At 65.1% G+C, this 17,861-nt stretch carries 19 protein-coding genes; 10 read left to right on the top strand and 9 right to left on the bottom strand.

The genetic code is table 11. The features are described from left to right. The first annotated feature begins 226 nt into the window (after window positions 1-226). Both AB0J29_RS11465 and AB0J29_RS11460 read left to right on the top strand, forming a co-directional pair. A complete protein-coding gene (locus AB0J29_RS11465) occupies window positions 227-880 on the top strand; it encodes an SDR family NAD(P)-dependent oxidoreductase (protein WP_364783094.1) in 654 nt (217 codons plus the stop codon). A 126-nt stretch (window positions 881-1,006) separates the two neighbouring features. Continuing rightward, the gene (locus tag AB0J29_RS11460; RefSeq protein WP_364783091.1) at window positions 1,007-2,137 is read left to right on the top strand and encodes a serine hydrolase domain-containing protein; all 1,131 of its coding nucleotides are present in this window, start codon (window positions 1,007-1,009) and stop codon (window positions 2,135-2,137) included. A gap of 5 nt (window positions 2,138-2,142) precedes the next feature. On the opposite strand, the gene AB0J29_RS11455 is transcribed toward AB0J29_RS11460, so the two are convergent. Beyond that, window positions 2,143-3,015: an alpha/beta fold hydrolase gene (locus AB0J29_RS11455; RefSeq protein ID WP_364783088.1), complete on the bottom strand. Its 873-nt coding sequence runs from the start codon at window positions 3,013-3,015 to the stop codon at window positions 2,143-2,145. A gap of 66 nt (window positions 3,016-3,081) precedes the next feature. Here AB0J29_RS11455 and AB0J29_RS11450 point away from each other — a divergent pair, with 66 nt between their 5' ends. Beyond that, complete coding sequence (locus AB0J29_RS11450; protein WP_364783085.1) at window positions 3,082-3,648, top strand: TetR/AcrR family transcriptional regulator; 567 nt, start codon at window positions 3,082-3,084, stop codon at window positions 3,646-3,648. A 145-nt stretch (window positions 3,649-3,793) separates the two neighbouring features. Here AB0J29_RS11450 and AB0J29_RS11445 read toward each other — a convergent pair whose 3' ends face one another. Next, a complete protein-coding gene (locus tag AB0J29_RS11445; protein WP_364783082.1) occupies window positions 3,794-4,588 on the bottom strand; it encodes a hypothetical protein in 795 nt (264 codons plus the stop codon). 177 nt (window positions 4,589-4,765) lie between these two features. Continuing rightward, the gene (locus tag AB0J29_RS11440) at window positions 4,766-6,223 is read right to left on the bottom strand and encodes an MFS transporter (protein WP_364783079.1); all 1,458 of its coding nucleotides are present in this window, start codon (window positions 6,221-6,223) and stop codon (window positions 4,766-4,768) included. A 53-nt stretch (window positions 6,224-6,276) separates the two neighbouring features. Here AB0J29_RS11440 and AB0J29_RS11435 point away from each other — a divergent pair, with 53 nt between their 5' ends. From AB0J29_RS11435 to AB0J29_RS11425, 3 genes are all read left to right on the top strand, one after another. Next, window positions 6,277-6,978: a TetR/AcrR family transcriptional regulator C-terminal domain-containing protein gene (locus AB0J29_RS11435; protein ID WP_364783076.1), complete on the top strand. Its 702-nt coding sequence runs from the start codon at window positions 6,277-6,279 to the stop codon at window positions 6,976-6,978. Window positions 6,979-7,275: 297 nt separating this feature from the next. After that, the gene (locus AB0J29_RS11430) at window positions 7,276-7,824 is read left to right on the top strand and encodes a YceI family protein (protein ID WP_364783073.1); all 549 of its coding nucleotides are present in this window, start codon (window positions 7,276-7,278) and stop codon (window positions 7,822-7,824) included. Between the two features lie 148 nt (window positions 7,825-7,972). Further along, on the top strand, window positions 7,973-8,842 hold the full coding sequence (locus AB0J29_RS11425; RefSeq protein ID WP_364783070.1) for an NAD-dependent protein deacetylase: 870 nt from the start codon (window positions 7,973-7,975) through the stop codon (window positions 8,840-8,842). Window positions 8,843-8,862: 20 nt separating this feature from the next. Here the strand turns inward: AB0J29_RS11425 and AB0J29_RS11420 are convergent, their stop codons facing one another. After that, window positions 8,863-9,174 carry a pyrimidine/purine nucleoside phosphorylase gene (locus tag AB0J29_RS11420; RefSeq protein ID WP_364783067.1) on the bottom strand — a complete coding sequence of 104 codons (312 nt, stop codon included), beginning with the start codon at window positions 9,172-9,174 and terminating at the stop codon, window positions 8,863-8,865. A 97-nt stretch (window positions 9,175-9,271) separates the two neighbouring features. Here AB0J29_RS11420 and AB0J29_RS11415 point away from each other — a divergent pair, with 97 nt between their 5' ends. Then, on the top strand, window positions 9,272-10,111 hold the full coding sequence (locus AB0J29_RS11415) for a DUF72 domain-containing protein (RefSeq protein ID WP_364783064.1): 840 nt from the start codon (window positions 9,272-9,274) through the stop codon (window positions 10,109-10,111). 93 nt (window positions 10,112-10,204) lie between these two features. Then, on the top strand, window positions 10,205-11,047 hold the full coding sequence (locus tag AB0J29_RS11410) for an alpha/beta hydrolase (RefSeq protein WP_364783061.1): 843 nt from the start codon (window positions 10,205-10,207) through the stop codon (window positions 11,045-11,047). Window positions 11,048-11,100: 53 nt separating this feature from the next. On the opposite strand, the gene AB0J29_RS11405 is transcribed toward AB0J29_RS11410, so the two are convergent. The 5 genes from AB0J29_RS11405 to AB0J29_RS11385 form a co-directional block, all read right to left on the bottom strand. Continuing rightward, a complete protein-coding gene (locus tag AB0J29_RS11405) occupies window positions 11,101-11,727 on the bottom strand; it encodes an MBL fold metallo-hydrolase (protein ID WP_364783058.1) in 627 nt (208 codons plus the stop codon). Further along, entirely contained in the window at window positions 11,724-12,809 is a 1,086-nt protein-coding gene (locus tag AB0J29_RS11400) for an S-(hydroxymethyl)mycothiol dehydrogenase (protein ID WP_364783055.1), read from the bottom strand. Before AB0J29_RS11400 ends, AB0J29_RS11405 begins: the two co-directional genes overlap by 4 nt. 348 nt (window positions 12,810-13,157) lie before the next feature. Next, entirely contained in the window at window positions 13,158-13,616 is a 459-nt protein-coding gene (locus tag AB0J29_RS11395) for a PIN domain-containing protein (RefSeq protein ID WP_364783052.1), read from the bottom strand. Beyond that, complete coding sequence (locus AB0J29_RS11390; protein ID WP_364783049.1) at window positions 13,613-13,861, bottom strand: CopG family transcriptional regulator; 249 nt, start codon at window positions 13,859-13,861, stop codon at window positions 13,613-13,615. Before AB0J29_RS11390 ends, AB0J29_RS11395 begins: the two co-directional genes overlap by 4 nt. 78 nt (window positions 13,862-13,939) lie before the next feature. Then, on the bottom strand, window positions 13,940-14,974 hold the full coding sequence (locus AB0J29_RS11385) for an alpha/beta hydrolase family protein (protein WP_364783046.1): 1,035 nt from the start codon (window positions 14,972-14,974) through the stop codon (window positions 13,940-13,942). 270 nt (window positions 14,975-15,244) lie between these two features. Between AB0J29_RS11385 and AB0J29_RS11380 the strand changes: the two genes are divergently transcribed. Further along, entirely contained in the window at window positions 15,245-15,646 is a 402-nt protein-coding gene (locus AB0J29_RS11380) for a nuclear transport factor 2 family protein (protein ID WP_364783043.1), read from the top strand. A 563-nt stretch (window positions 15,647-16,209) separates the two neighbouring features. Beyond that, window positions 16,210-17,808 carry a hypothetical protein gene (locus AB0J29_RS11375; protein WP_364783040.1) on the top strand — a complete coding sequence of 533 codons (1,599 nt, stop codon included), beginning with the start codon at window positions 16,210-16,212 and terminating at the stop codon, window positions 17,806-17,808. The last annotated feature ends 53 nt before the right edge of the window (window positions 17,809-17,861 follow it).

The following is a 17,861-nucleotide window of genomic DNA, read 5'->3' as shown; positions in this document are numbered from 1 at the left end:
GCGGCGGCCTGGTCCCGGATCATTCTCGCCGCCTCGGCTTTCGTCTCGAGTCACTCGACACGGGGCACGTCCGGTTCATACCCGCCACCGACTAGTTGCACCGCTGATGACTGCTTGCAGGTCACACGAAGGGTCTGCTCAACCATTTCAGTGTTACCGACGCCCTTCCGGGCAGGCAAGAATCGGACATGTGATCTGCCCAGATCAACGATCTAGTCTCTTAGGTATGGCTGCTCCCGTGTTGCTCGTAATCGGTGCCGGACCCGGCATCGGGCTGTCCGTCGGCCGTCTTTTCGCGCGCGACGGGCATTCAGTGGTGCTGGGCTGTCGCCTCGTCGCGGAGGCCGAACCGTTGGCGAATGAGTTGCGGGGCGAAGGTTTCGATGCCGAAGGTGTCGGTGTGGATCTGGCTGATCCCGCCGATATCACTCGTATCGTGACCGAGGTGGGCGAGCGGCACGGGCGGATCGATGTGCTGCACTTCAACCCGAGCGTTTTCCGCGAGGCGGATCCGTTGCGGTTGACGGTCGCGGAGTTGATCGAGGACTTCACGATCGGCGCCGCGGCGCTGCTGCCCGCGGTGCAGGCCGCACGGCCGTTCTTCGCCGCCGGTGCCCGCGTGCTCGTCACGGGAAGCGCGGCGGCGGATAAGCCGTGGCATGGGGCGCCATCGCTCGGCGTACAGAAGGCGGCGGTGCGCAATCTCGTCACCAGTCTGGACACCACCCTGGCACCCGAGGGTTTCCGCGCCGTCGCGGTGCAGATCAATGGGTTACTCGGGGAGGGGGCATTCACCCGGGAGCGGGTCGCCGCGGCATTGCACGCCGCAGCCGTCCGCCCCCTCGACGACTGGACACCGCATGTGTCCTATAACGGCTGATCCGCCCGGATATACCCACCAACGACGCGCCCGCGCCGCAGTCTCCTTCGAGCCGAATGGGACTCGTGCGGCCAGCACCGTCCGCACCGCAGGATCGGCCGCCGGGGCCGTGGCGAAGGAGCAGGGATGCGGCGGCTCGAGGTAGCGACGGCTTTGGTTGCCGCACTGATGATTTCGGTGCTGCCGAATCTCGGGACGACCTCGGCCCAACCGGGCCCGATGCGCTTCTCTGTGCTGCAAGCCCGGCTGGATAGTCTGGTCCGCTTGGCTATCGTTCCGGGTGCGCAGTTGATCGTCACCGTCGATGGCGACGCGACCCAAATCAACAGCGGCGTCGGCGATATCGTGACCCGCACTGCGTTTCCAGATGACGCGCAGGTCCGGATCGCCAGCAATACCAAGACATTCGTGGCGACCGTGGTGCTGCAGTTGGTGGGGGAGGGGCGAATTCAACTCGACGCTCCGATCGAGCGTTATCTGCCCGGTGTGGTGCGCGGCCCGGGCGGCGACGGAAATCTGATCACCGTCCGAAATCTGTTGCAGCACACCAGCGGTATTCCGGACTATCTCGTTCGATTGAATCTGGGGTCCCTCGAGGCATTACAGCAGTACCGAACCCCGGATCAACTGATCCGAATCGGTCTGGATGCGCCCGCGCAGTTCCCGCCCGGTTCGAGGTTCGGCTACTCCAATACCGATTACCTGCTGGCCGGAAAGCTGATCGAGCAGGTCACGGGACGGCCGGTAGGGGTCGAGGTGACCAACCGGATCCTGATCCCGCTGGAACTGCGCGACACCTATTGGCCGGAATTCCCACTGGAGAACGTGATTCGCGGTCCACACCCACGCGCATATCAGGTCGTCAACGGGACCCGGGTCGACATCACCGATATCGACCCGGGCTGGGGCCTGGCCGATGGCGCGCTCGTCGCCACCGGCGCGGATCTGAACCGCTTCTTCAGCGCCCTACTCGCCGGAGAACTGCTTCACCCAACCGAACTCGCCGAAATGCAGCACACGATCCAGACCATGGATCCGGCCCAGCCCAGCGATGCCGGCCTCGGGCTGTTCCACCGCATCAACGCCTGTGGCATCGATATCTGGAGTCACGGCGGCGCCATGGACGGATTCTTCGTCTTCGGCGGATACACCCCCGCCCGGACGATAACCATCAGCCTCAACCAACTCCCACCCCTGTTCGGCCTCGGCTACAAGCCCATCATGGATGACCTTGTCGACACCGCTTTGTGCGGGTGAGGGGGTCAACTCTCCAGCGTGTGGTTGTGCGGCGCGGCCGACGCATTCGCGCCGGACAGGAAGGCCGACATGGCCGTGGCGACGGCTCGCGGACGGTCGAGCATGGACAGGACGTAGGCGTCGTCGATCTCGACCAGTTCGCCCTTCGGTAGCAATTCGGCCAGCCTGCGGCCGTGTTCGCGCGGCATGACCTTGCCCGCGGACGACCATAGGATCAGCGCGTCCCCGGAAAAGCGTTGCAGCGCCTCGGTGTTCGCGATGAGTTCCGGCTTCGGAAAACCGGACTTCGCGTACTTCAGCAGATCCCGCCGAATCGCCTTGTCGCGCAATCCGGGCTCGGTCCAGCCGTGGACGAGAGTATCGGGCAGTGGCCGCCGTGCCATCCAGCCCATCAACAGCGGCGAAGTGCGCAGCCAGCGAATTCGCAACTGCCGCAGGGCGAACGAAATGCCGCCGGGTAGCGCTGTCGCGATGGTGACCATCTTGCCCGGCAGGCCCGGCGGGAAGTTGTCGAACGCCTCGCACGGTAACGCGATGATCCGGCCGACGCGCTCATCCAAACCGTATGCGGTGAGGAACAGTCCGCCACCCCAATCGCTGTGCACCAGCGTGACATCGCGCAGGTCCAGCGCGGCGAGGAAGTCCGCGATGATCCGGTTCAGTCCGCGTAGCGACAGATCGGCATCGGGATGCATCGGTGTCGCATGCGCACCGAGCGGCAGGTCGGGCAGTACATAGCGAAAGCCGTTGGGCAGCAGGTCGATTACCTGATCCCACTGGGTGTGGTTCATCAACAGCCCGTGCAGTAGCACGACCGCGGGCCCGGTGCCGCGTTCGACGTAGTCGATTCGACCGGCGGCTATTTCGACAGTTGGCATCGGCGAACCTCCACTAGAGTAGTTGCTCTAGAGCGCATGCTCTAGTCTTACGGTGTGGATGCTGCGATGTCAACCAGGGAGCGGATCCTTACCGCCATGGCCGAGCTGATGCGCCGACAGGGCTACGGCGTGACGACCGTGAAGCAGGTGAGCGAGCTGGCACATGCGCCGATGGGCTCGCTGTATCACCACTTTCCGCAGGGTAAACAGCAGATCGCCGCCGAGGCGCTGCGTGCGGCGGGTGCGGCCTACATCCAGTTGCTGCCGCTGCTGCTCGATCCGCATGAGGATGTGCGCGCGGCGGTGCCCGCCGCCTTCACCGAGGCGGCCGAGCAGATGGAGCGGGCCGGGTGGATCAATATGTGCCCCGTCGTCACCATCGCTGGCGAGATCGCGGATAGCGAACCGGTGCTGCGCGAGGTCACGGCCGAAGTCATCGATTCGTGGGTACGCGAATGCACCGACTACTTCACTCGTCGCGGTCTGGACGCCCCCGAGGCACGCCGACTCGGCTTCGCGCTGTTGAGCACACTCGAGGGCGCGTTCATTCTCAGTCGAACCCTGCGCTCCACCGAACCGCTACGCGCGGCAGGGCAGTCGCTGGCCTTTCGCTTGGCCGGTGACCGCGTATAGCCGAGTCGAATGTTGGTCGGTGAGTGATGATTCGACTCGTCTCGGCATTGCTCGCCCACTTTCGGTACGCGAGTCCACAGTGATGAGCAGTACCAAGGGCCGCCACCCTGCACGCCTCGCCGCAGCTCGACCCGGATCGGCGGAACTACTTCGGTGCGGCCGGAGTCGTCGGCGCGGCCTGGGCCGTCGTCGGCTTATCCGCGAACCGGGTGGTGCCGTCCGGAGCCAACATCGTATTGACGAAATCCACGCCGGAGGTGATCAGGACCGGCCCGCCCACGGCGATTGTGCCGATGATTCCGCCGATGGTCGCACCGGTGACAAAGCCGGCGATGCATCCGACGGCAAGGGTGGCGACGCAGCCGACGCCAGCGCCGATGGCAGTTCCGACGAAGCTGCCGACCGCCGTGGCCAGACTGAATTGCGTGGCGAATTCATTACGGGCGCGCTGGTCTTCGGTCATCGATGCGACCGGTTTGATGGCCAGCGGCTGCGCGATCTCGAGTCCGGCCGGTTTCTGCGGCGCCAGTGCCAGCACCGTGCCGTCCTTCTCGAGCGCCGGCTCGACCGGGATCTCGGTATCGGCGACCCGGAATCGCAGCGGCAGCGTCAGGACGACATGGCCGTCGGTGTCGGCCAGATCGACGACGTCGACGACATCGGCGATATCGGCGGCCTTGCCGTCTTTATCGACCAGTGTGCCGTCCTGGTCGACCAGTCGCTTGTCGCCGCCCGCCGCGAGCTCGCTTTCCGCTGCCTTGGACAGGCTGAAGGTGCCGCCGCGCACGCTGGCGACGACGGTCTTGTCGACTAGCTTGACCGAGTAGGTGATGTCGTGCCGCGGGGGCGCGGCGATCGGCTCGGCATGCGAAACTCCGGCGCCCACGGTCACGGCACCGATGACAAGGATCGCCGCCGCAGTGCTATCGCAAAGCTTCATTCGGTATTCCGTTCAGTCATCAGCATTTTCGCTCTTCGCAATGCCCGCGCAGGCTCGACTCTCCTGCCCGAGATACTCCCCATGCAATGTAGTCATATGCGCGGCAAGGAGATCGAGGGGAGCCTAGCCGAGCCTGCGGTGCGAGGCGAGCGGATTCCGAGCGAAAATCGATGTCAGCTATGACACGGTTACTTCTTCCGGCGTGTCGACCTGCGGGGCGGGTCGTGTGCGCAGCAGTGCCAGTCCGAGTAGGGCGGCGGCGATGCTGAAGCCCGAACTGATCCACGCGCCGGTCGACATGGCGTCGGTGAACGCTGCCTTGGCCTGGTCGACATAGCCGAGTTGGAAAGCGGCGCCGATGGATTCACGCGCGGCGGCGGGTGCGTCGTCGGGCATATGCGAAGTGAACACACCCGCCAGCACGCTGCCGAGGATCGCGATGCTGATCGCCATGCCGACCTGCTGCAGCGTGTCGTTCATGGCGGAGCCGACGCCCGCGTGCTCGAGCGGAATGGCGCTCATGATCGCGGCATACGCGGCCGGACCCGCCAGACCGCCGCCGATCCCCATGACCAGCATGCTGGCCAGGACCGCGAAATATCCGGAACCGACGGCCAGGATCGCGAATGCCCCGCCCATCACCAGCAGACCGGAGACGATCAGCGTCTTGTTGCTCAGCTTTTTGCCCAGCGTCGCACCCAAACCGTTGCATACCGCCGCGGCCACCGCATACGGCAGCAGCGCCAGACCCGCCTTCATCGGCCCATAGCCGAGGACGAACTGCAGGTACTGGGTGAGCATCAGCATGATCGCGCCCATACCGAACACCATCAGCAGCAGTGTGCAGCAGGTGCCGGTGAAATCGCGATTGCGGAACACCGCGAGCGGCAGCATCGGATGAGCCGACCGGCTCTCCCAGACCACGAATGCCAGTCCCGTGACGACCGCGAGTCCGATCATCGGAATATTCCACTCGCGCTCGATGATCACATAGACCGTCGAGGTGAGCGCGATGACGGACAGCAGCACGCCGACCAGGTCGACCGGCCGCTGTTCACCGGTGGATTCCGGCATCAGAACCAGTGCGGCGACAATCGCGAGTACTGCGACCGGGATGTTCAGCAGGAACACCGAACCCCACCAATAGTGTTGTAGCAGAAAGCCGCCCAGTGTCGGCCCGAGGACGATGCCGACCATCGAGACGGTGGACCAGGCCGCCATCGCTTTGCGCCGTTCGTCCTCGGCGAAGGTGGTCATCAGAATGGATAGGGTCGATGGCATCAGCAGCGAACCGCCGACACCCATGAGCGCGCGGGCGCCGATCACCTCCCACGGCTCGCTCGCCAAGACGGCCGCGAAGGATGCCGCGCCGAACAGCGCCAGTCCCAGCACCAGCATGCGTCGTCGGCCGAACCGGTCGGACAGGCTGCCCGCGGTGAGCAATAGTCCGGCGAAGACGAGGACGTAGGCGTCGAGGATCCACTGCACATCCGACGGTGTCGCGTCGAGTTCCCGGATCAGGGACGGGATGGCGATATTGAGGACGGTGCCGTCGATCATCAGTACCAGCAGCGACAGACAGAGGACCCCCAGGATCCACCAGCGGCGCGGATCTCGTACAACGTTCGATTCCATTCGAACACCGTACGATAGGATCGCACGATGTGCGAGAGAATTATGCTGACCGGGTGATAAAGCAGCAGTTCTCCTCGGTGTGGACTCGCGAGCCGCGCCAGCCGAAGGTGGCCGGACTGCGCCGCGACCAGATCGTCGGCGCCGCACTCGAAGTTCTCGATGCCGAAGGCCTCGACGCACTGAGCATGCGCAAGCTGGGCGCCAAGCTCAATGTCGGCGCGACCACTCTCTACTGGCATGTCGCGAATAAGGATGAACTGCTCGAACTTGCCCTCGACGAGATCTGGGGTCTGGTCCACATCCCGGATCCGGACCAGACGCCGTGGCGCGAGGTCGCGACGACCTTCGCCTACAACTTCCGGCTCACCATGCTCGAGCACCGCTGGGTGGCCACCCTGATCGGCTCTCTGCCGAGCGTCGGCCCGAAGGCCTTCGAACTCACCGACCGACTGCGCCGCGCCTTCATCAGTGCCGGATTCACCGGCATCGATATCTATCTCGCGAGTAGCGCCCTGACGAGTTATGTACTCGGGCAGGTCGTCCCGGAGGTTACCGCCGCGAAGGCATTCGGTGACAAGGGTTTTGATTCCGAGATGATGCTCGACGCCATGGATTCACTCGCTGCCGACTATCCGGAGATGCTCGCGGAATACCGCGAGGCGCTACCCGCCGATCCTGGGACCGTCCGCGCGATGGCGTTCGATTTCGGGCTGCTCTGCGTGCTGGACGGCCTGGAGTCGCGGCTGCGCAGATGACCCGGTAGCGGCTGGGTGGATGCTCGGGAATAGATGACGTCACCGCCCTGTTGGTTGCCATATCCACCAAATGGGTGTCACACTTCGCGAGAGGAGGCGGCATGCAGTTCGGAATTTTCACCGTGCCCGCCGAACCGTCGTCGACCCGGTCGATCGCCGGAATCGACCGGGTCGCGGTGGAGGTCGCCGCCGCGACCTGATCCCCCGTGCAACGGCGCACTGGTCCGGTAGTGCCAGAACTGAATACCCGATTCGCAAGCAAGTAATTGAAATATCAACTACATGAGGAGACCGACAATGTCGACCACCACCGCCAAGGACCTGACCGCAGGCACCTGGGTCATCGATCCCGCCCACTCCACCCTCGGATTCACCGTGCGCCACCTGATGGTCAGCAAGGTCCGCGGTCGCTTCGCCGACTTCTCCGGCAAGCTGGTCATCAATGAAGACGGCACCGCCTCGGCCGAGGCCGAGATCGCGGTCGAGTCGGTGACCACCGACAACGAGCAGCGCGACGCCCACCTGCGCACCGCCGACTTCTTCCACGCCGCTGATTTCCCGGTGGCCACCTTCAAGTCGACCGGATTCCGCGTCAATGGCGAGGACTTCGTCGTCGACGGTGACTTCACCATCCGCGGCACCACCCGCCCGGTCTCCCTCGATGTCGAATTCCTCGGTGTCAACCCGGGCATGGGCCAGGGCCCGGTGGCCGGTTTCGAGGCCAAGGCCGTCATCAACCGCCGCGACTTCGGCATCACCATCGATATGCCGCTCCCCGACGGCGGTGCGGTGATCGGCGACAAGATCACCCTCACCCTGGAGGTCGAGGTCGGCCTCCAGGCCTGATCAGCACGGGCGCAGTGCCGCGACGCCGCCCGGGGTCAGCGACCGGGCGGCTGTGCTTATCTCTCTCCCCCCCGGGTTCCGCCGGCTGCCGTCCCCCGGCGCTTACCCACCCCGCCGGCTGCCGTCCCCCGCGCTTACGCTGAATTCCATGTCCGTGCTATTCGATGCATCCGCTGTCGAGCGGTTGTCCGGGCTGCTGGCGGGGCGGCAGGTCGCGGTGCTGACCGGCGCCGGGGTGTCGACGGACAGTGGGATTCCGGATTATCGAGGGCCAGGGTCGCCGGCGCGGACGCCGATGACGTATCAGCAGTTCGTGGGGGATGCGGCGTTTCGGCAGCGGTATTGGGCGCGCAACCATATCGGGTGGCGGGCCATGGACCGGTCACGGCCGAATGCAGCGCATCGGGCGTTGGCACGGTTGGAGCGCGTGGGCATGGTGTCCGGATTGATTACGCAGAATGTCGATCTGCTGCATACGAAGGCGGGGCACCGCCGGGTCATCGATCTACACGGGACGTATGCGCGCGTGCGGTGCCTCGGCTGCGAGGCGCTGATCTCCCGGATGACCTTGGCCGAGCGGTTGGAGGCGGCGAATCCGGGTTTCGCGGCGTCGGCGACGGCGACCGGGGTGGAGGTCGCGCCCGATGCGGATGCGGTGGTGGCCGATACCGCGAGTTTTCGGATGGTGGACTGCGCACGGTGCGGCGGGATGCTCAAACCGGACATCGTGTACTTCGGGGAGAACGTCCCCAAGGAGCGCGTGGCCGCCGCATTCGAGTTGGTCGAGGCGACGGACGCGCTATTGGTGGCGGGATCGTCGTTGACGGTGATGTCCGGGCTGCGGTTCGTGCGATATGCGGCGAAACAGGGCAAGCCGGTCGCCATCGTGAACCGTGGCCGGACCCGGGGCGATGAACTCGCCACGCTCACCGTCGATGCCGGGTGCGCGCAGGTGCTGACCGCGGTGGCCGATTCCTTTGCTCCGGCGCGGGCCGAGGCACTCGGCACAACAGCCTGAGACCCTCCGGGCTGACCGGCTCAGCCGAAGTGGCACACATAGTGCACCGTCGAAACCACTTCGATCTCGAATGAGCTATTGCCCGGCACCTCGAACGATTCGCCGCCGCGATAGGTCACGGCTTCGGTCTCGCCCGCCCGGGTGACCGTGCACTCGCCCTGGATCAGCTCCATGATCTCCGGCTCGACCGTATTGAACGTCAGAGTGGACGGCAGGATGACACCGACCGACTTTGTGGTGCCATCGGCCAGCTCGATGCTGTGGCTGATGCACTTGCCGTCGAAGTACACATTGGCCTTCTTGGCCACACTGACGTTCTCGAACCGCGTCATGATCTCTTTCCCAAGGTGTGGAGTTGCCGCCGTCAGCGTACGTGACCACGGCCGACCGCCCGGACGGGTAGCCGGTGGGTGCGTTAGCGTCGCTGTCATGCGGCTTCACGTGGGATGTGCGATGTGGACGCACGCGGCATGGCAGGAGTATCAACCGGTTCCGGCCGAGCGGTTGCGGCACTATGCCTCGTGGTGCACTGCGGTGGAAGGCAATACGACGTTCTACGCGACGCCGACGCGCAACACGGTGGAGTCATGGGCGAAGCAGACCGATCCCGACTTCCGATTCGTCATCAAACTGCCCAAGCCGATCACGCATGAGCGCAGGCTGCACGGTGCGGAGCCCGAACTGCGCGCCTTCCTGGATGCGATGGAGCCGCTCGGCCCACGCATCCATGCGCTGTGGGTGCAGTTGCCTGGCTCGTTCGGTCCGACCGAGCTCGGGACATTGGCCGGATTCCTGCGCACACTGCCCGGCTCGTATCGATCCGCCGTCGAGGTCCGGCATCCGGCATTCTTCGAAAGTGACAGCGCAGCACGGCAATTGGAGCACGTGCTCGCGCGCGTCGGCGCCGAATGGGTGCCCTTCGACACCAGGGTGCTTTTCGACGGACCCGCGGAGAGTGCCGCGGAGGCCGAGGCGCGAGCGAAGAAACCACGGGTGCCGCGCCGCACCCGAGCGCTCACGGAGTACCCGATCGTCCGCTATCACGGGCGCGATTCGGCCGAGCGCACGGTTGCCGGCTGGCAGCCGTGGCTCGAGATCGTCAGCGCATGGCTGCGCGAGGGCCGCTCACCCACGGTTTTCATCCACACCCCGGACAATGCTTCCTCGCTACACCTCGCCCGCCGCTTCCACGACGAGGTCCGCGCCTGCCTGCCCGAACTCGAGCCGCTGCCCGAACCCATCCCGACCGAACCGATGACCTTATTCTGAAATATCTCGAATAAATAACAATCCCGAATGCTCGTTCGGTTAAAATACCCGGTGTTGCCGCATAAGTGCCGAGCACGCCGATGGAGGAAACCGATGAGTCACGCCACCGCGCACTCCACATCCTGCACCCTGCGTGGCGGGGCGGGCACGCTCGCCGCCTGGGAATCCGCGCCGCCGCATGGCGTCGAGGTGCACGGCACGGTGTTACTGGTCCCCGGCTTCACCGGCTCCAAAGAGGACTTCGAGCCCATGCTGCCGATACTGTCCGCAGCCGGATTCCGTTGTGTCGCTTACGATCAGCGCGGACAGTGGCAATCCGACGGTCCCGATGACGTATCGGGATACACCATGGCCGATTTCGCCGATGACCTGGTTCTCGTCGTCGACCAGATCTCGGACCGCACACCTGTTCACCTGGTGGGCTATTCATTCGGCGGCTACGTCGCGCGCGCTGCTCTTGCCGCCCACCCGGACCGCTTCCGCAGCCTCACCCTGCTCGCCTCCGGACCGTCGGCGCCCTCCGATATCACCTTCGCGCCACCGCAATTGGTCGCCCAACTCATCGAAAGCGGTGGCCAGCAAGCGCTGTGGGAGCAGCTGCGGCAGAGTTTTGCGGCACTGGTCCCACCCGCCCAGCTCGAATTCCTGCGGAACCGTATCTTTACGACCAAGAAGGCCAATATGGTCGGCATCATGCGGGCCATGGAAGGCCCGACCGACTACACCGCCGCCCTGCGCGCCATCGGCCTGCCGATCCTGCTCGCCTACGGCAACTCCGGCGATCTCTGGCCGCCGAGCGTTCATGAACGCTATGCCGAGGAATTGGACGCGCGCACCGCGGTGTACGAGGGTGTCGGCCATCTACCGGACGCGGAGCTCCCGGCCCGCGTCTGCGCCGACCTTGTCGCCTTCTGGACCGATGTCGCTCGGCACTGAACGGCCCGGTGCGTCGCAGAGGATAGATGTCTGAGGAGGTGCCTGCCCCGGGCTCAGTGGCCGCGGGCGATCCAGTCGGCCAGTGCGGGTTTTTCGGCGCCGATGGTGGTGCCGTCGCCGTGGCCGGTGTGGACGGTCGTTTCCGCCGGGAGGGTCAGGAGTCGGTCTCGGATGGAATCGATGATGGTGTCGAAGTCGGAGAACGAGCGGCCGGTGGCGCCGGGGCCGCCGTTGAACAGGGTGTCGCCGGTGAAAAGGGCGGTGGCCTCGGGCAGGTGCAGGGAGACCGAGCCGGGGGAGTGGCCGGGGGTGTGCAGGACTTCGATATCGGTGCCCGCCACGGTGATTCGCTGCGTGTCGGCCAGCGATTCGTAGTCGACATCGGGGTGAGTCATGCGCCAGAGCGGATCGTCGCTCGGATGCAGCAGGATCGGGGCGTCGAGCCGATTCGCGAGTTCCGGTGCGACGGTGACGTGGTCGTTGTGACCGTGGGTGCAGACGACCGCACGGACATTGCGATTGCCGACGGCCTCGATGATCGCGCGCGCATCATGTGCCGCGTCGACGATCACCACCTCGGTATCGTCGCCGATCAACCACACATTGTTGTCGACATCCCAGGTACCGCCGTCGAGTGCGAAGGTGCCGGAGGTGACGATCCGGTCGATGCGCAGGCTCACCAGACCACCACCGAACGCAGTACCGCACCGGCATGCATTGCGGAGAAGGCCTTTTCGACCTGGTCCAGGGCAATGCGCTCAGTGACGAAGCGTTCCAAGGGAAGTCGGCCCTGCCGGTACAGATCGACCAGCATCGGGAAATCGCGTTCGGGCAGGCTGTCGCCGTACCAGGAGGATTTCAGCGCGCCGCCACGGGAGAACAGGTCGATCAGCGGCATATCGATGGTCATATCCGGGGTCGGGACACCGACCAGCACGACGGTGCCCGCCAGGTCGCGTCCGTAGAAGGCCTGCTTCCAGGTTTCCGGGCGGCCGACCGCGTCGATGACCACATCCGCGCCGAAGCCGTCGGTGAATGCCTGGATTTGCTCGACGACATCGGCTTTGGTCGCGTCGATCGTGTGGGTGGCGCCGAATTCCGTTGCCCAGCTGAGCTTCTGGGGATCGCGGTCGATCGCGATAATGGTCCGCGCGCCGGCCAGTCGCGCACCCGCGATGGCGGCATCGCCGACACCGCCGCAGCCGATGACCGCGACGGTATCGCCACGCGACACATTGCCGGTATTCATCGCCGCGCCGATACCCGCCATGACGCCGCAGCCGAGCAGTCCGACGACGGCCGGATCGGCTTCCGGGTCGACCTTGGTGCACTGACCCTCGTGCACCAGCGTCTTATCCGCGAATGCGCCGATGCCGAGGGCGGGGCTGAGTTCGGTGCCATCGGTGAGGGTCATCTTCTTGCTGGCATTGTGGCTGGCAAAGCAGTACCACGGGCGGCCGCGCTTACACGCGCGACATTCACCGCAGACCGCGCGCCAGTTCAGGATGACGAAATCGCCCGCCGCAACATGGGCTACCGCATCCCCGACGGTCTCCACGATGCCCGCGGCCTCGTGCCCGAGCAGGAACGGGAATTCGTCGTTGATACCGCCCTCGCGGTAGTGCAGATCGGTGTGGCACACCCCGCAGGACTGGATGCGAACCACCACATCGTGCGGCCCTGGATCCGGGATCACGATATCGACGAGTTCGACCGGTGCACCCTTGCTCCGGGCGATCACGCCACGCACGGTTTCGGACACGAATCCTCCTAGGAGCTAGAGATGTCGCCGAGTGCCAATACAAGTATTGCGGCATGTATGCCGGATCCACTCGTGCTAAAGCCTAGGAGAGTGACTGTGGCGAGCGGAAACCACCAGCATGTTTTCGATGCCGTGGTGCTGTTCGCCGACGCGTTGATGCGGTGCGCCCGCTGCAAGCCTCGAGGCCGAAGCGGTGCCGGAACGGGTGTTGGCGACCGCCGAGGGACGGACGCATCCGGTGCGCCGCATCTGTCCATCCACCTGATGGAGATCTCGCCCACGCCGGGATCCGCGCAGCTGGTGGCCGTTCGGCTGTGCGATGCCCGATGCAGGGCATGTGCCGAGGTATCAGAGATCGTCGGGCAGCACGCGAAAGGTCTTGTGCTGAGTGAGCGGCGTTAGAGCTCGGAAGTCGCGCCGGTCGAAGGTGAGGACAGCGTTGGTTTCGTAGTCGGCGGCTAACGCGACGATGACGGCGTCGGCGAGGTCGAGACGCAACGACGGGTACAGCCTGCGGACGGCGTTCGCCTGGTCGAGTACGTCGGGCGTCACCGTCGCAATCTCGAAGTGTTCTGTGCGTGCTTGTGCGGTGAGGTCCTCGATCATGTTGATGGAGACCTGACGTCCGACGGCCCGGCGGGCGACGTGGTCGAGTTCAGCGAGCGCAAGGGGCGAGAGCACGACCAAACCCGCTGTTTCGAGAACGTGAAACGCGCCGTCACTGTCTGGTGACGAGGTATCAAACGCAGCGATCAGGCCGGAGGTGTCAGCAACAACAATCCCGGGGCCCTCGATGCTGAGAATCATGGCTGTTCTGTGTCGCGGCCGAAGTCGTCGGCGAGGTAATCGTCGACGCGTTCGGCCAGCGCGGGATCGCCGCTGGCGAATCGTCTCAGCCGCAGCGGCTCCGATCGACGTTGTACGCGCAGGGCTGCCAGATGGATCGCATTGCGGATGATCTCGGCCTCGCTGACGTTGCTTCGTGCCGCCGCCTCCTTGATGACAGCCAGATCGCTCGCTTCCGCGTAGACCATAGTGCGTTTGAGAGTCATATGAGTATTGTGTCATATATGCCAACGCGGGTGTTGTCGATCCGTGGTCGCGCCGAATCCGAGTGCGAAGCTGAGACGTCAGGTGCCCAGTCCGTCAGCGAGAACCGGCCATGAATCCTTCAGTGCGCGTTCCCAATACCCCCAGGAGTGGGTGCCGGTGGGTTCGAGGTCGTAGGTGGCGGGAATGCCGAGTTCATGCAGCCGATCCCGCAGGTTGCGCGTGCACCAGGCCGTGGCGCCCTCGATCGCACCACCCATCGTCACCTGGAGGGGCAGCCCGCCCTCTGCCCAACTCTGGGTATGCGGATCGGCGGGATTGTCATACGGCCCGGGCAATCCGCTCCCCGCCGACAGATACAAATTCAGTCCGCGCAGGCCTTCGGCATTGACATACGGATCATTCGCCGCCCACATCGGATCCTGCTCCGGCCCATACAGATTCACCGGATCGCCACCACCCTTGCGCACCGACAGCCCGACGAACGCCTGCCCGACCGCATCACTGATCTGCGCGCACCCGCTGAATGCGCCGACCGACTTGTACAGCCCAGGACGCGAAATCGCCAGCGAAAGCACCGATGTACCCGAAGTGGAGATCCCTGCAATGGCATTGCGCCCATTGGTGCCCAATGCGGCATCGATCAACGGCGGCAATTCCTGGGTCAAATACGTCTGCCACTTATTGACCCCCAGCACCGGATCCGCTGCCCGCCAATCGGCGTAATAGCTGTATGCCCCACCGAGCGGCTGCACCACATTGACATTCTTATCCGCGAAAAATCCCATGACATCGGTCTTCGTGGTCCACGTCGCCCCATCGACCCCACCATCGACCCCGGCCAGCAGATACAACGTCGGCCGCGGCACGCTGCTATCCGCAGGGCGCTGCACCTCCACCGAAAACTCTTTCCCCATCGCCCCCGAATACGCCGTCAACGTGAGATGCCGATCATCCCGAATCCGGACCCCGGTAATCCTCGAACCATCCCCGGTCACCACCGATCCGGGTTCCGGAGGTGCCGCGTTCGAACGAGGTCCGGCCAGCACGGATCCGGTCCCGAGCACAACCGCGGCGGCGATAACCGAGGCCACGCGAAGACCACCAACACCCATCAGCTACCAACCTCTCCCGGCTCGGCCTCTCCGAAGTCGCACGCCCGTCTGCGACAGTAGCCGGACTGTGGGTCGCTTGCCTCGCCATGATCGGCTCGGCCGCAGGCGTTCTCGCACTGCGATACAGCATCCGCACCAACTGGCGAGTCAGCGTGGCCGCTCGCTCGGCGCTGCTCCGCTCGGCGCAGAACTCATTCGCGCCTGGGTTGTGCCGCGGATCACCGGCCGCGGCCGCTGGTCGATATAGAACGATCCCTCTAATGTGAGGATATGGCCAATCGAGACGTAGTCGAGAAGTTCTACAAAGCAACGCAATCCGGAGACGCCGTCGGCCTCCTCGACGCATTGCATCCGCGCTTCCAGGCGTGGGTGGCCCCCGGTATGCCCAGCGTGACCGTCACGCAGGCACACAGCCCGCAAGCGGCGTTCGCGGGCATCTGGCAGCCGGTATTCCGCGAATACGAGATCGCGCCCTTCGCCGAGGAATGGTTCGACGCCCATCCGGACACCGTCATCGTGACCGGCCACTACCGCGGTACCGCGCGCGCCACCGGCAAGCATGTGGCCGCCGAATTCGCCCACATCTGGCATATCGCCGACGGAAAGCTGTTCGCCCTGCATCAATACACCGACACCTGGCACTGGCATGAGGCACTGTCGGTCGCGGCCTGAACGGGCCCGGCAGCGGTCCCCGAGGATGATCGCCGCATGCCAACTGATCTCGCCGCATTCGTTCGCGGCCTGCCCGAGGCTGGGAGGCGGAGGTCAACTTCTCTGTCTTGTAGGAGCTTCGGCCCGCGTCCGGGCGTGGGTTGGCCACGTCGTCGGCAGTGTGACCCACTGCCCAGCCGCCACACCGCGTGCGGCGATGTTGTGGGCTGGGTTCACGTCAGCGTGTGCAGCGAAACCGCATGACGCGGAGTGATCGACACGCCTGAATGTGTCGGCACCCCTGGACGAACCGACTGGTTGGCTGTCTGCTTGTGGCAAGCGGCCGCAGCGAATCCGGGCCGGTGAACCGTACGTTCCGCGCAGCGTGGGCGGCATTCCGGAGTACCGAATCGTCGTTGAATCGAAACTTCGGATGCGTGTGTCGCGCGCGGCACGCCGCATGACGACCCACCGGCGGCGAATTGATAGTTTCGCTGGCAACGGTGGATCGACTATGAATGTCTGGTGTCGTTCCCACGCGTGATCATTTGTCTGCCATCGAATCTCTCCCGCTGGGAGTCGAATTGACCATCGAGCATCATCCCGTCGAGGACGAGGTCGGACAGCTCGCGAGAAGGGTCGAGCGGGCTCGGGGCCGACTGGCCTACCAGTTCGATCCCGCGCTGACCGAGGCGCTCTCCGAGGATGAACTAGTCGCCGAGCGTGAGCTCGCGGAGAAGATTCGCGGCGAGGATCGCGCGCAGCGATGGAAACAGGTCCAGGCCGCGGCCGCCGCGGCCGACCGCGCTAGGCAGACCACCGAAGCGATCGAGAAGGCCGACATCAGAGATCTATTGGTAGCCCGCAAGGCAATTGCGGCACAGCGGCGGGAGTCCAGCCCGCACGCCAAATTGGCGTCGCTGTACCGGCACCGCGGATGGTCACTGCGCGCGCTCGCGGGCGTGGTGGCGGCGGGCATGCTGTGGTCTGCGGTCAATGTGCAACACAACATCGCGCCGGGTGGGCCGGGCGATCCGCTGTACTGGTTCAGCTATCTCATCGAGGCGATGATCAGCGTCTGCTTGATCATCATCATGGTCGGCACCAATAAGGTCGCCGAGTGGGGCGTGATCGACAATCGCCGACAGGTCGCCGCGGCCGAAATCGCCCTGCTGGCACTGACTGTCACGCTCAATACCTACCCGTACCTGCGGGACGGGGAATGGTACGAGTCCGGTGTGCACGCGGTCGCGCCGGTGATGATCGGTGTCGCCCTGCTCATCCACGACGCGGCGAGCGCACGCTACGGTTTGGCCATCTACCGGGCCACCGAGCAGGTCCGCGAATTGCCCGATCCGGCCGAACAACTCAAGCGGACGATGCCATCGATCGCGTCCTATCGCGCGAACACCCAGGCGGCCCTGGTGGCGCCGGGGGCGGAGAAGGAGTCCGCGGAACAGGAGGCGCTGGCCAGCGCCGAAGGTGCGGAACAAGACGCCGAGCTGGAAGTCGACGCGATCGTGGAGGCCGAAGAGGTCACCGTCGAGGAGTCGGTCGACGGGGAAAACCCGGTCGCACAGGATGTCTCGGACGCACCTGAGAAGCGTCGCGTGCCGACCAACGGCCAGGCGCCGGACAATGCGGCGCCCGAGCGACGGCCCGCGCCCGCGAAGACCGAGCCCCGTCCGGCGGTCGTGAAGGAGCCGGCGGCGCCAGTGGCCGCGAAGGCGGTGGTCGCGAAGCCGGTTGTCGCGAAGAACAACCCGTTCGCACCGGCCGATCCGGAGCCGATCACCGCGGACGAGACCAAGCCGGTCGCGAAGGTCGAGACCCCACCACCGCCGGCCAAGGCGCCCGCGCGCAAGCCGGCCGCGGCCAGCACGGAAAACCCGGCCGCGGAGAGCAAGTCGGTTGTGTCGGCACTGCGAAGGGGTAATGGTTCGGCTGCGGCGACGGCGCGCAAGCCCAGTTCGCTCGAGGGCAGGAAGGACAGCAGGACAACCGAGAACGCGAACGCGCGCGCCAAGGGCAACGCATCCGCCGAGCCGGATTCGCACCTGCAAGTGGTTCGCACCCCCGATATTCACGACACCGGACAGTTCCGCATCGCCGAGATGCTCGAACAAGAACTCGCCGAACTACAGGCGGAGCGCAGGCGGGCCAGGGCCAGCAGGCAACGATGATCCAGCAGCTTGCTTGCCCCGGTACTTCGGGGGCATGATGCAGGCTCGGGTCA

This window comes from Nocardia sp. NPDC049707 (genome assembly GCF_040674855.1).
In the GTDB taxonomy this organism is placed as follows: Bacteria; Actinomycetota; Actinomycetes; order Mycobacteriales; family Mycobacteriaceae; genus Nocardia.
Note: the sequence above shows the minus strand (reverse complement) of the source record. Positions and strands in the feature narration are given on the sequence as shown.